The organism is Pseudomonas sp. GYB4201 (genome assembly GCF_056312595.1).
Genome location: NZ_JBWGIG010000015.1, coordinates 104,058 through 117,451, shown reverse-complemented (window position 1 = coordinate 117,451; position 13,394 = coordinate 104,058). Strand labels below are relative to the sequence as shown.

Sequence of the window (13,394 nt, the reverse complement as noted above, 5' to 3'; positions counted from 1 at the left end):
TCGCGCTCTCAGGTTGAGGGGTAGGATCAGGGCAGCCCATTCTCCGCGGTGAGCCAGACCGCTGCGTCTATTCCTTAAAGGTCGCAACCACGACATGCGTCAAAAAACCGCCAAGCGAAGGACGCGCCTGGCGGGGAGTGCCTGTCGTCCATGGTGGCGCCCCTTGTGATCGTAGCTCAAGGGTGAAATATTGCCATCTGGCCTCAGTTCAGATGCAACCGATGAGCACCCACTCCACCGATTCTGCCGAATGGCAGGTTGTTCCGGGATACTGCTTAGCTATATTTTCTTAGCCACGTTTACTTTGCGAGAGCCAAACTATGCCCGAGCCGTCTCGCCTAGAACAGGATCGCCTTGCCGCCGTTCACGCGCTGCAGTGGCTTGAAACGGCCGCCACAGAAAACTTCGACCGAATCTGTCGGCTTGCTGCCAGCTACTTTCAGGTGCCGACTGTGCTGATTTCTTTCGTCGAGCAGGAGCGCCAATGGTTCCTAGCGCGGGTGGGCTTTGAACTTGGCGAAACGCCAATCCATCAGTCGTTCTGCCGGTATACCATCGCCGGGTTCGAGGTAATGCAGGTGCCGGACGCGCGGCTAGATCCACGCTTTAGCTCCAATGATTATGTGCTGGCGTCCGAGGGCGTCCGCTTCTATGCCGGGTCCCCCCTACGTGACAGCTACGGTCGCGCCCTTGGGAGTCTATGCTTAATCGACAAGAAATCGCGAGAACTGACAGCGAAGGAGGTTACTGCGCTGCAGGATTTCGCCGAAATGGTCATGGTACAAATTAATCAACAGCACTTACTAAGATATCGAAACCCGCTAACCGGTCTGCCGAATCTTCAACAGCTTTTGATCGACACCAAGGGAATCTCGTTGCCAAGTGGGCAGGTGCGGTTAGTGGTGGTGATTCAGTTCGGGGAGCATTCTGGACCGGTGTCTGAAGAGACTGCTCGGAGTTTGCGCCTTTGCCTACAGAGCGTGGGAGCGCTGTACCAAGTCAGTGACCGCGATTTTTGTGTGCAGTTGACTTATGACACGGTTCACCATCAAGAGCTGTTTCGGGGGCTGGTGACAATGATCTACGACTGCCTATCCGAGCATAGACCACGCATTGGCCTGGCAGTCTGTGAGGATGGTACCCTGACTGTAGAGTCATTGTTGCATAAGGCTGCGCACGCAGCAGGCGGAGCAGCGGCCCGACTTAGCGGATGGGCGCTTTATGACGAAATTCAAGACTTTGCTCATCGGCGTGCTCTGGGGCTTATCAATGATTTCAGCACTGCTTTGGCCAATGGTGATGTTTACCTGGAGTACCAGCCACGGTTTAGCTTGGAGAGTGGTCGTATGCTTGGTGCGGAGGCGCTGATTGGCTGGCGCCACCCTGTCCTAGGCAAGCTCTCACCAGCTGAGTTCATTCCATTGATCGAGCGCGGCGGCAGAATCAGTGACGTTACCCGATGGGTGATACAACACGCCCTTCGCGACCTGGCGAGATGCATAGATCAAGGGGTGCGGCTCGCGGTTAACTTGTCACCGCTCGATTTCCACGGTATGGACATCGCCCGAACTCTCCACGGCGCATGCCTTCGTCACGGCATCGCGCCTACCCGGCTTGAGGTTGAGATAACCGAAGGTGAATGGTTACTCGGTGAACCGCAGGTGATTAGCCAGTTGCATGCGGTTCGTAACCTAGGTGTGGACGTAGCGATTGACGACTTCGGCACGGGCTACAGCAACTTTGCTTATTTGCAGGAAATCCCAGCGAACGTATTGAAGGTTGACAGATCGCTGATCACTAACATCGAACATTCACCTAGAAATAGAATTATCGCCCAATCGGTTTTTCAGTTGGCCCGGCAATTGGACTACCGTACCGTCGCTGAAGGTATCGAGAGTTTTCGGTGCCTGCATTTGGTTCGTGAATACGGGTGTGACGAGGCTCAGGGTTTTTTCATGAGCCGACCCTTAGACGTTGAGCATTTCCTGCGTCACTGCGGCGATTCCGCCCAAGCGTTTTGCCCAAAAGATGCTTCCACTCCCTCGTCGGTTCATGGCAAAGCCAGTGACGCGAGTTAGTAAGTTTTTTATAGCTGAAGAGTTGGAAGACGTTGGAGGTCACCACGGGGTGACGTACTCCTAGGTCGGTGGACCGGGAGGCGTCGTGACGAAGCCGAAAAAAACGGCTGTAATAGAGCATTATTCCACGCCAAATATTGAGTGGATGATGTCGTGAAGATCTCGCCAAGGCACCTGATCGGCAGCAGTCCCTGCCGGGCAGTCTTTTGCATGGACGAAGGGCTTCCCGCGGTTGCGTTTATCTTGCGACCTGCCGCATCGGGAGCATTGCACGCAGTCTCCCACAAGCCTCCAGGATTCGTTCCATCTTCTGAGCTTCATTGGCCGATCTGGCATGACGTCCGCCTAGTGGGTGGCATGTTGGCATCATGCGCCCTGGTAGGCGTCGTTCATAGGTGATAATCGTGCCAATTCCTGAGCAGTTACGTCATCTGCCCATAGATCATGGCATCCCAGCAAAAGCCTGAGAGACCTGGTCTTCGGTATCGTCGAGCGTCTTCAGCGCATCTCGGGCATTCTTCGCGGTTATTGAGCCGCCGTTCGTCTCCAACCATAGCGCGATTTCTTCTATCGCGGCGCCCACGGCTAGTTGATTGTGGTGCTGTCGGCGCAGCAAGTCGGCCAGTTGATTTTCGTCGATCAAGGGAATCCTCCGATTGAAGGTGGAGGGTAGCCTATACAGGGAATGGGATTTCGTTCGGCAGGACGCCGGGGAGGAAGTTATGCGTATTCGGCATGGTATCAAGCTATGCCCGCTGATACCGAACTTGATACCCACGGGCGCATTTCGGTGGTTATGTTCGCGCGCGTACGAGTGTTTTGGCCCCGTACACTGCTCACCAGCAAACCCAGGCAACCCATTAGGATTGCAAGGTCGCGTTGGCCGACTGCTTTCAGGGGCCGACTGTTGCCTCGCTGGGTAGGTGAATCAACAGAAACGCAGGTTCTCCAGCAGGATTCATCTCGTTGACTTGCAACTGCTTCAGCGAGCCCACTGGGAGGTCGGCATCGAGCTCAAGGTCGACTGCACCGCCGTGCAAGCCGGTACTGGCCAACGACAGAGTGGTGCTCAACAGGCGTGAAAGCCGCTGACTCGAAAGCCCAGATAGTGGACTTCCACCGTCGGCTTCCATGACGTATTGCCATACGCCGGGACTCAGTACGATCGCAGTGGACAAGGGAGTGGAGTTAAGCATCGCTACCTCCCAATTCACGGTTGAGCACGGCACCTGGCAGATAAACAGGTGGCTGCTCGCCGCAGGTTTGAATCGAGAAACACTGCTGGTGACTGTGGTTTAAACCCAGTTGGGCGAAGGGTCAATCCGGGCTCGTGCAGCCAAATGGCATGCGGGGTCCAGCGAATTCCAGGGAAGACAATGCAGCGCATAAACCAGATGAACGGTTGATGTTGCCTCGGTCGTTGTTGCCGACGCCCCCCGTAATGAGGTGCTGTCGGCACAGGCAGTGGTTGATTGGCTCACAGCTTGCCAGGAACGGTAACTTCCGCTGCCAGGTACAGGTGTGTAGGAGTGGCCTCAAGCAGCAACGAACCCGAAGTGCCGCGAAGCGCGGCCAGGACGGGATCGTCGACGTTGAAGTATTCGACAAAGTCGTCACCACCAAACTCATCCCGAGCGCGGTGCCACCACGACCCAAAGTCGTCAATGTCAGGATTGCAGCCGGTCGCGTATGCGATCCGCTTGCGCCCACCTTCTGGTTTGGACTCGCCAATTTCGGACATTAGGTAAACGCCTTGATCCTTGACCAGGATGACTCGGCAGCCGTTGATGCCGGCCTCAGCCAGCACTGCTTGCAGTTCAGTTCCCGTGAATCGAAGCATGATGGATTTCCTCGAGCAATAGCGCTGAGGAATACCGCCCAGCTGGGAGGAATTCCCAGCAGTGGAGCGGTTGGTATGAAGGCCGAGGTCAGCAGGGCCTGTCGGGAGAGCGTTCATCGCCGCGGGGGCGGTGATCGTGTGAGCTGCCGAACGCGAATCACACTTGGGAGAACCATCGTCGAAGCGACGTAGCCTTCAAGGTTCCGGCTACCTGGGTGCTGTAGAACCAGCGGTTGCAATTCACAAATATCCCACCTTCCGAATGCGTTTCAAGAGGCAAGAATGGACGTTGTTCCAAGTTGTGCCGGTGAAGAGTCCTGCTTGGCAATGACCTGATGGATGGTTATCTGCGTGCAGATGGGAGGAGTAACATAAAGAGGATCCAAAAATTTCACTCGGTGAATGTATGGTGGTTGCTATGAAGCGCCAATTAAAAACTGCACCCAATCTTTCTTATGCGATAGGAGTATCAGCAGGACATATTTGGCGCGCTCTGATAAAAACGCAGGAGCGGATTATTCAGGCTCCGCAGCTCTCCCTGCTGCCCCTACCGATCCGTTGTGGGATCGTGATGATCGGAAAGGCGACATTATTCGTCTTGTTGATTGCAGTCACGTTTTTCATCTCGATATTATATATGGGCTTGCTCACCTTTGGGCGGATGCCCCTAGCGCCGACCCCAGATCCGCAACCCGGTATTAATGAGCTAAATCACCCAATGCATCAATACTGCTATCCCGAGCTTTATGATGAGTTTGGTGATCTTAGGTAGGCTTGATGCCATGATCATTTCTTCTTCGGTATTGCACCGTAAATTTGGGATGCTCCTTTAGACGCTGCTGTTTCTGCTGCCAATGACCCTCTGGATATCATGCTTTGGATGCCTGAACCCACCGCGTAGCCAGCCCAACTCATAGCCCCTAGGAACATCATTGGCAGCACAACGAACATCGCGCCCATCACATATTCGATAACCTCTGCTGTCACGGTCCCGTCCATGAATCCGGATGTGGGAAGCGACAATAGCGTCTGGTCGGTCCCAGACACCTGGTTGTACAAAGTGTCCAACATGCTCGAGTCCACCCACCGAGCCAGTTCCCACCAAAACGTCAGCATGTGTAGAGTGAATAGCGCGAACGTGACTGTCATCAACGCCTTCAATTGGTAGGTGCTGATCAGCAACACCAGCGGCAGGCTGATGATTGCACCCAGGATCAGGAACGCCTGCACCATCGGCAGTGCTGCCCGCAGCGCATTCATCGCCGGGAAATTGCTGAATGAGCCAAGCGCCAGTCCAGTATTCGTGGCCAGGTTGTTCAAGCCCTGCGTGATCGAACCGCCTCGGGCGCTGCTGCCATAGTCCTGGAACACCTGGCCGGGGGACATGCTGATGGACTGCTGCCGCGGGCTGACTAGTTCGCGTAGCGTGGCATCTTCTACCTCAGTGTTGTTACGGCCCGTCAACCAGCCCTCCAGGCGCGAGATCAGCGAGGGATCGACCTCGGCCAGCAGGCGCGCGCGCAGGCCAACATCGGCATCGCTCCACCATTGCTTGCAATTGGGATAGCCGGCGCCGTTGGCCAGCTGAGGCAACGACGTGTCGCGAGCCTCATCGTAGGGCCAGGCGACCCTCGGTGTCCGTGAGCGGTCGATATCATAGTAGCCCGGCGTATTGAGGAAGTAGCTCGAGCCAATCCAGGAGGCGTCGTAGCTTTGCGCCTTGTCGAGCTCTGGCCGATTGGTAAACAGCCGCGACCGCGAGTAGCCGTAGCAATCCCGCGTGAAATCCGCGACCTCCTGCAGCAACACCTGGTTGCTGATGCGGGAGCTGTCGATCTCCATGCGCATTTCACGGATATCGGGCGCGCAGGGGATGGCGGCCGTGGCCGCCGCGGTGATGCCCTTGCTCAACGCATGCACGAGAAACCACCACACCGGTACGTTCGCCGACTTATCGCCGATCGTGTTAAACGTTGTGCCCCAGGACGTATCAGCCGGCTTGGCCAGTGAGACGCCGCAGCGCTGGCTGGCCGCGTCATCGAAGGTAATCGACGACAGGTTCAGCGGGAAAAACGGGATGCAGGCGAACAGGATCACCACGTAGGCCATCCATAAACGGTTTTCGACGCGAGGGATCGAAAGGAGTCCTTTGTTGCCCTCATCAGCGCCTTGTTGCCTTGCTGACAGCCACTCCTGCAGGATGATGGCCCCGAAGGGAGCTGCAAATAGCCCCGTGTCGGCCAGGGTGTTCCAGATGCCGTTGTTGATGATCCAGGCCAGCAATGACAGATAGAACTCCAGGTAGCTGTTGGTGCTCAGGGTCATGGTTCCACCTCACATACGTGTCAGTTCAACCAACGCAATGGCACTGAAACCGATCAGCGCCAGGCACCGCAAGCGGCGCCGGCCTTCTGTAGAGCGCTGCATTCGGAATGCACGCCACCAGCCGGCGCTGATCAGGCTGTAGAGCAAAACGCGGCAGCCCGCGAGGTAGCCGCTTAGGGCGCGCGGGATCGTTGGCCATTCAGGCCACATATTCAGGGAGTGAATGGCCAACCAGGCGATCAACAGCAGGGCCACGCATGTGCCACTACCGAGCAGCACGCCTATCAGACCTGCCTTGAGGGTGGCCATCGTCATGGCGTGCTCCTGCCTCGATCGGCGCGCTGGAGCCTGCCAGGTTCCGGGTCGCGCTGGTCGATGATGCGTGAGGCATCTGCACCGCCGGCATGGCGGTCCAGCACCAGGCTGGCGGTGTTGGTGGCCAGGGATTGCCGCACCTGCAGTTCGGTCTGCAGCAGGCGAATTTCCCGGTCCAGGGTTTCGACGTTGTTGTTCAGCGCGTTGGTTGCGGGCTGCGCCGATGCCACGTTGGGCTCATGACTGCCTGCCAGTAGGGTGCGCTGCAGCAACATGGCCTTGTAGATGACGCTCGACAGCGCGGTTTCGCTGGCGAGACGCCGGGCGAGCAAGTCCTGGTCTGGGTCATCGCGCAAGCCCTCGATCACGCCGCGCGATACCGGCAGCAGCGGGCTGGATACCTTGTTCAGATTCTCGGGCGTAGGTTGATCTGTGCCCGCTACCAGCCGCTGCAGGCCGGTCAACTGCTCGGTGTAGGCTTCCTGGATCAGAGGCGAAAGACCAGTACCTGCCGTCGCACGCAGGGTCTCACAGTCGTCACAGGTCTCCACCTCGGTCTCGCCCAGCACCCGGGTAGCCCAGTCGGAGGCTTCAGCCGGGCTGGGCCAGGCTTGGCAAATGGCGCCGTTCTGGCAGGCAGCGCCCACAGCGGAGCTGTCGCCCAACGAGCGGTTGTGCAGCAGGTTATACCCAGCTTTGACGACGTCGGCAGTCACCCGGATGGGCGCTTGGGCTCGTCCACCGGCTTTCTGCCCACCGACCCAGCTGACGCCATTGTTGCCGTTGTTGGTCTCGGTGTTTTTCACCGCGGTTACCGCGTCGCCGCCAGACTGCTCAAGGTTGGCCTGCATCTCCTGGTTCTTTGCCATGTCGCCCCAGCCGGCTTGATCGACCTTGTCGGCCATCTTGGCGGCCATGGCCTGGCAGGTGAGCTTGGAGCGGTCGAAATCGAGCCGCCCCTGCAACACCCCGTTGCTGAGCAATTCGTAGAGGCCGGGATTAGCACGCTGGATGATCATCGCCGGCAGTGACATCACCGCCTGCGTGGCATTCTGGATGACGTTACCCATGATCTGCTGGAAGCCCTGGGTGGCGCCGTTCAACTGGTTCTGCAGTGTGTTGGCGAGGTTCATGTTTCCGCACATCATGTTGGCGCGCCATGACAGCCCCACGCCCAGGCCACTGGGGCGGTACAACGAGGAGGGGGCTCCTGCGGCCGAGCCACCACCGATGGTGTACATCACCCGGTCATCCAGTACCTGACCTTGATCTCCAAGGTTGTAGTCACCATCCGCCGCAGCGCTGGATGCGCAGAACAGTGCACCCATCAGGCCGAACAGCATGGCAATTGGACAGTGCCATTTGCGCGCACTCATTAGTGGCCTCCGTCGAAGTCGATGCTGAACAGGAAGGTCTGGCCCATGCGCTGGCAACAGCGGTAGGGCCGCCATAGCGACCAGGCGTAGGCACCGTCGTCGCTTTGAATCGCTGGGCTTGGAAACACCGCACACGTGCTTTGCAGTTGCGGGTAGAGCAGCTGCCAGCGATGGTTGCTGACGTCGTTTTCCATCACCGGCAGCGGCGGCCAGTAACCGTCATAGGGCGTCGGCTCCAGTGGCAGGTAGACATGAGGTTGGCCCACCCGGGTGATGAAGTCGCTGGCGCGTTGGGCCATGACGGCGGCGGCCTTGAAGTCATCTGGCTGGACCAGGAAGCCTTGGCGGGGATAGACGTTGCCCCATATCTCGCCGACCGTTTGGCTGCCGATTTCACGTACGCCGGGCACCAGCGCCTGGGGGTAGACCGATTCGGGTACGCCGTGGCGCCAGCCGAGCGGGTCAAGGGTGCTGAGGTAATAGGGAGTAAGCGGGGTTGCGGCGGTCGGGCAGCTGTAGCCGAAGCGCTGGGCCAGGGCAGTCAGCGCTAGCCCTCCGGGATGACCGATGGCGTCGACATTCTTGAAGCGGGGTAGGTTGTCGCGTCGTGGGGAAGGGGTAATGAGGTTGCCCCCTCCTACCGAACCCGGAACAGGCATCGACAGGGGCGACATTTCGAGCCAAGGGTTGGCCCCGGTGTCGGTGTAGCTCGATACCACCAGTTCGGGAATGAAGTGGCGGATTTTGGGCGAGGTGCGGACCGTGCAACCGAAGGGGCTGCACAACAGCCAATAGCAGATGCCGACGACCCGGTACTCCAGGCATTGCAGTGAGCTGACCGAGGCAACGATGGCCGGCGTCGTCAACGCGAAGCACGGTGTGGAAACGATGAAGGCGAGGGCAAGTACCTGCTGACGTAGTCTGCAACCAAGTCGCTGGCAGAAGGCTATTGACCTTGAAGGCCTGGGGATGCATTTGAAGATACTCAAGTTCATGGGTAGCGCTCAGCAGCTCAACCGTTTTGCATCCATTGCGCCGACCTTCAGCATCGTGGATTGCAACCCCGTAAGCGCCTTGCAAATTGAGGTGCGGGTGATCGTATTTGCGGGTGGGCTGAAGGCAATGGTAGTGGGCGAGTCGAAGAGCTGGGAATTTCTAGAAAGGGTACAAGTATACTCCTGGTCGTCATCGGCGACCTGTAAGCGAGGTTGCTGGGAAGCAGCAGGGCGAGTTTTGGCAGGCACCGCTGCGTAGTTGGCGGGCAGGGTGCAGTCGTTTGGCTCAACCCACGGTGTGTCGCCCGCTACGAAGGCCGCAGGTTGCTACAACAACGCGGTCAGCGTCTGGGTGACGGGAGTACACGCGGAAACGCCCGATTTTCAGGGCTAGTTGATGGCTTCTTTGCCAAGCGCTTCCAGGCAGGCCCCAATCAGAGCCGATGACTCGTCCAGGCCGTTCAGGGCGCTCCGCGCATTAACCGCGGCCTCACTGCCTCCGTTGTTTTCAGCCCATAACGCTAGCTCCTCCACAACGATCTGAGGGGGGGATCGTTAGTAAATCCTGTACACTCCGCGTCACCTTGTGAAGGCGATACGGTCGATCTCGGGTCGTTCACGGGTAATCCACCTCATGGAACACCTCCTACCTAGCTCTCTAGGCTGGGTGATCAGGCGGGCGCGGTGCTCGCCAAAGACTGATGATCAGCTCGGGCTTTCTAGCGCAACAGATGCACTGCCAAGCCAATGAGTGCGCAGGCCATCACCACTTGGATTACGCCCCGTTTGAATCGAAACAAGGCAACTGCCGCCGCAATGGCGATCAGTGCAGAGGGCCAGTCCAGATTACCGCTGAAGCCCTTCGGCCAAAGCACGTGATAGCCGAAGAAACACGCCAGATTGAGGATCACTCCAACCACGGCGGCGGTAATAGCAGTTAGCGGTGCAGTGAACTTGAGTTCGTTGTGGGTCGACTCCACCAGCGGGCCTCCGGCGAGGATGAACAGGAACGAAGGTAGGAAGGTGAACCATGTCACCAGGGAAGCTGCGACGGCTCCAGCCATAAACACCTGATCGGCACCGAACACCTGCAAGACATAGGCCCCGACAAAGCCGACGAAGGCCACCACCATGATCAGCGGCCCTGGCGTGGTTTCCCCCAGGGCCAGCCCGTCTATCATCTGTGTCGGGGTCAGCCAGCCGTAGTGACCGACTGCGCCCTGGTAGACATAAGGGAGCACCGCATAAGCCCCACCGAAGGTCAGTAATGCGGCTTTGGTGAAGAACCAGCCCATCTGGGTCAAGGTGCCGTCCCAGCCAAAAAGTGCGGTCAGGACGCCCATGGGCAAGGCCCACAAAATTGCGCCGACGAAGGCCAGCAACACCAGCTTCGGCCAGCTGAAGCGGGCATGTTCAGGGGATGGAGTGTCGTCATCGATCAAGGCCGGGCCGAAGGACTTTTTGGCGGCGCTATGGCCCCCGGCTCTGAACTTCTCGGGTGCTAGGCGTCCGCCGACATAGCCGATCAATGCGGCACCCAGAACGATTAACGGGAACGGAACATTGAATGCGAAGATGGCGGTGAATGAAGCTGCTGCTATCGCCCACAGCCAATTGTTCTTCAATGCCCGAGAGCCGATTCGATGGGCCGCCTGCACGACGATGGCGGTCACGGCAGGCTTGATGCCATAGAAGAGCCCAGCCACCACAGGCACTTCGCCGACGGCGATGTACATCCACGACAAAGCGATCAGGATGAGCAACGAAGGCAGCACAAACAGTACGCCAGCAATCACTCCACCCCAAGTTCGATGCATCAGCCAGCCGATATAGGTTGCCAACTGCTGAGCCTCTGGCCCAGGGAGCAACATGCAGTAGTTGAGGGCATGCAGGAATCTGCGCTCGGATATCCAGCGCCGCCGCTCTACCAATTCCTGGTGCATGATCGAGATCTGTCCCGCAGGCCCGCCGAAGCTGATGAATCCGAGCTTCAACCAGAACCAGAACGCCTCACGCAAACTGATCGGATCAGGTCTCGACAATTCTTCTTCAACCATGGGTGCGAAAACCTTATTCATTGGATTGTTCCTCTTTGACAAACCCGGCGAGCAGGCCGTCGAAGATCGCGCTCGCGGCAGCCAGCAGATGGTCGTCGTGGGTAATGGTTTCGCGTAGACCGGCCAGCACGCGCTCGACACCGGCAGCCTCCACTGGCTGAATGCCTCCAACATCGAGGTAATGCACCAAGGCCGCGATACGGTTGAGGCCGGGCTCCTGAAGTTCAAAGCTGGCTTGTAAAGTTTCGAAACTCACGCGATTGCCCACATGGCTGAAGGTTGCCTCATCGAAGTCAAAGCCCAGTGCGTCCACCGGACAATCTTGTGGCGCGTTCAGCCAGAGGATCTGAGCCTGCGGGTCAATGAAGCGGCGAATCAGCCATGCACAGGCCAGCCGGTCGACCCAGGGACGCTTGCGTGTTGCCCAAACACGACTCTGATAATCATCAAGATTAAGTGGCGTGATTGGTTGATTGCGGCTATGTGGCTCATCTGGAGACAGGGCTCTGCTGACCGCCGTCTCTAGCTCCTGCAAAGCCGAATCAAGCTGCTGTTTCGGCCTGCCTGGAAAGTAATCGATGCCGATCAGCTGATCGTAGGCTTTACGGAGCTTGCGAATCTGCTTGGTGGTGGTAAGTGCATTCTCAGTCGTGAGTTGACCCCGGCATTCTTCGATCTCGGTGCGCAGTTTTCTGTAGTCCTCGCTACGGTCGAACAGCTCGATAAAGCGCTCACCATTAGGATCGACCACGGGCAGGATGTAAGCAGTTCCATTGATCGCCAGGATGTCACGCTCGACAGCGGCGAGCGTTTCACGACAGGCGTCGGTGTCCGGCAACAGATAGGCACCATCGCGCAAAACCGCCGCACCTGATGCTTTCAAGGCACGCCACGCACGCATTCGTTCAGTGGCATTGGCCGTGGGAAGGCCAAGAATCAGAGCAAGCCAAGCTTTCATGTAGATGCTGCTATTTATTTTGTAGGTTTCGCTACTCTGATCCTGTTCTCTTCAGCTGTAAAGCTGGTTTTAAAATCATGAGTTTTACGAATTTCTACCGGGCTAAGGCCGGGAAGCCATTCCTGGTTTCAGCTCGAAATGGCTAATTTAGCGAGAAACATATTAGTAAAAAGAAATCTATATAAATCAATGCGTTAATATCTTCTAACAGTTAGTATCATTCAGATATTCAGATGGCTGCGTCATTGCCCGAAGCGCCGACGCCAAGCCGTTCGTGAAAATGGGCGAGCCGTACTTTCAGATCAAGCAAAAGCTCAAGCAGCATGGCATTGTCGCCTTCTCCTCGAACTACGCGCTGTACGGCGACATGAGCGAGCGGGTCATGACGGTCATTGAGTCGCTGGTGCCGCAGGTCGAGATCTACAGCATCGACGAGGCGTTCGCCGATTTGTCTGGCGTACCCGGCGATCTGGAGCAGCTAGGGCGCCAGATTCGCGCACAGGTTTACCGGAGCACCGGCATACCCGTTGGCGTCGGGATCGCCGGTACCAAGACGTTGAGCAAACTGGCCAATCACGCGGCGAAAAGTGGCAGGCGCAAAGTGGTGGAGTGGTGGATCTGCGCGATCAGGTAAAACGCGACTGGGTGCTGAAAAAATGCCCTGCGTCGGATGTCTGGGGCGTCGGCCGCAAGATGACTGCCCACTTGGAGGGGATGGGTATCAAGAGTGCCTGGGAGCTCTCCAAGGCAGATCCCTGGATGCTGCGTAAGCGCTTCAGTGTGATCGAGAAGACCGCGCGCGAGCTGGCCGGCACACCCTGCCTGGAACTGGACGAGCTGGATCCCCCCAAACAGGAGATCTGTTGTAGCCGGATGTTTGGCCAGCGCCTGACGGATGTGGTGCCCATCAAGGAGGCGGTGGCGACCTACATGGCGCGCGCCACCGAAAAGTTGCGGGTGCAGCAGTCGCTGTGCAAGAAGATCCGGGCGAGCATTCGTACCGGGTTCTTCAACCCCGATGAGGCCAAGTACGCTAACGGTGTCATCGTCGAATTACCCTTTCCCACGCACGATACCCGGCTGATGACCAAGCTTGCCGTTGAGGCGGTGGACCGTATCTACCGACCTGGTTTCAAGTACAGCAAGGCCGAAGTCCTCTTGCTGAACCTCTGCCAGAAAGGTGAGTACACCGAGGATCTGTTCTCGATTTCGCAGCCGGCGACCACGGAGAAGGTCATGGGGCTGATGGATGCCATCAACGGTCGGTGGGGCAGGGGCACCATGCGCCTGGCCAGCGTGCCAACCAATCCTGATTGGGGCATGCGTCCGGAGATGATGAGCCAAAGCTTTACTACGCGCCTCGATCAATTGTGGACGGTGAATTCACGGTAGTGGAGGGGCTCAATGCACGTTGGATTTTTTGCGCTGTGCGGATAGATACCAATAGAGG

The 13,394-nt window shown here is 57.8% G+C and carries 11 protein-coding genes and 1 pseudogene; 3 read left to right on the top strand and 9 right to left on the bottom strand.

Features of this window, described 5'->3' with window-relative positions; all coding sequences use genetic code 11:
- Positions 1-320 precede the first annotated feature (320 nt).
- On the top strand, positions 321-2,078 hold the full coding sequence (locus AC0Z2B_RS16355) for an EAL domain-containing protein (RefSeq protein ID WP_476298030.1): 1,758 nt from the start codon (positions 321-323) through the stop codon (positions 2,076-2,078).
- A 442-nt stretch (positions 2,079-2,520) separates the two neighbouring features.
- Here AC0Z2B_RS16355 and AC0Z2B_RS16350 read toward each other — a convergent pair whose 3' ends face one another.
- The 3 genes from AC0Z2B_RS16350 to AC0Z2B_RS16340 all read right to left on the bottom strand — a co-directional run bounded on the left by AC0Z2B_RS16350 (position 2,521) and on the right by AC0Z2B_RS16340 (position 3,918).
- Positions 2,521-2,721, bottom strand: a complete 201-nt coding sequence (locus tag AC0Z2B_RS16350; RefSeq protein ID WP_476298028.1) for a hypothetical protein — start codon at positions 2,719-2,721, stop codon at positions 2,521-2,523.
- Between the two features lie 250 nt (positions 2,722-2,971).
- Positions 2,972-3,274 (bottom strand): hypothetical protein, encoded by a 303-nt coding sequence (locus tag AC0Z2B_RS16345; protein ID WP_476298026.1) that lies wholly within the window; start codon positions 3,272-3,274, stop codon positions 2,972-2,974.
- Positions 3,275-3,555: 281 nt separating this feature from the next.
- On the bottom strand, positions 3,556-3,918 hold the full coding sequence (locus tag AC0Z2B_RS16340) for a DUF3085 domain-containing protein (RefSeq protein WP_476298024.1): 363 nt from the start codon (positions 3,916-3,918) through the stop codon (positions 3,556-3,558).
- Between the two features lie 418 nt (positions 3,919-4,336).
- Here AC0Z2B_RS16340 and AC0Z2B_RS16335 point away from each other — a divergent pair, with 418 nt between their 5' ends.
- A complete protein-coding gene (locus AC0Z2B_RS16335) occupies positions 4,337-4,690 on the top strand; it encodes a hypothetical protein (RefSeq protein ID WP_476298022.1) in 354 nt (117 codons plus the stop codon).
- Between the two features lie 14 nt (positions 4,691-4,704).
- Here AC0Z2B_RS16335 and AC0Z2B_RS16330 read toward each other — a convergent pair whose 3' ends face one another.
- From AC0Z2B_RS16330 to AC0Z2B_RS16305, 6 genes are all read right to left on the bottom strand, one after another.
- The gene (locus AC0Z2B_RS16330) at positions 4,705-6,243 is read right to left on the bottom strand and encodes a conjugal transfer protein TraG N-terminal domain-containing protein (RefSeq protein WP_476298020.1); all 1,539 of its coding nucleotides are present in this window, start codon (positions 6,241-6,243) and stop codon (positions 4,705-4,707) included.
- A gap of 9 nt (positions 6,244-6,252) precedes the next feature.
- The gene (locus AC0Z2B_RS16325) at positions 6,253-6,558 is read right to left on the bottom strand and encodes a hypothetical protein (protein ID WP_476298018.1); all 306 of its coding nucleotides are present in this window, start codon (positions 6,556-6,558) and stop codon (positions 6,253-6,255) included.
- On the bottom strand, positions 6,555-7,901 hold the full coding sequence (locus tag AC0Z2B_RS16320) for an integrating conjugative element protein (protein WP_476298077.1): 1,347 nt from the start codon (positions 7,899-7,901) through the stop codon (positions 6,555-6,557). Before AC0Z2B_RS16320 ends, AC0Z2B_RS16325 begins: the two co-directional genes overlap by 4 nt.
- 32 nt (positions 7,902-7,933) lie before the next feature.
- A complete protein-coding gene (locus tag AC0Z2B_RS16315) occupies positions 7,934-8,929 on the bottom strand; it encodes a TIGR03756 family integrating conjugative element protein (RefSeq protein WP_476298016.1) in 996 nt (331 codons plus the stop codon).
- A gap of 719 nt (positions 8,930-9,648) precedes the next feature.
- Positions 9,649-11,007 carry a chromate efflux transporter gene (chrA, locus tag AC0Z2B_RS16310; RefSeq protein WP_476298015.1) on the bottom strand — a complete coding sequence of 453 codons (1,359 nt, stop codon included), beginning with the start codon at positions 11,005-11,007 and terminating at the stop codon, positions 9,649-9,651.
- Positions 11,000-11,944, bottom strand: coding sequence for a chromate resistance protein ChrB domain-containing protein (locus AC0Z2B_RS16305; protein WP_476298013.1), 945 nt, complete (start codon positions 11,942-11,944; stop codon positions 11,000-11,002). The genes chrA and AC0Z2B_RS16305 overlap by 8 nt, the downstream gene beginning before the upstream one ends.
- A 229-nt stretch (positions 11,945-12,173) precedes the next feature.
- Between AC0Z2B_RS16305 and AC0Z2B_RS16300 the strand changes: the two are divergent.
- Positions 12,174-13,336, top strand: a pseudogene (locus AC0Z2B_RS16300) (Y-family DNA polymerase); the annotation flags it as partial.
- Positions 13,337-13,394 lie beyond the last annotated feature (58 nt).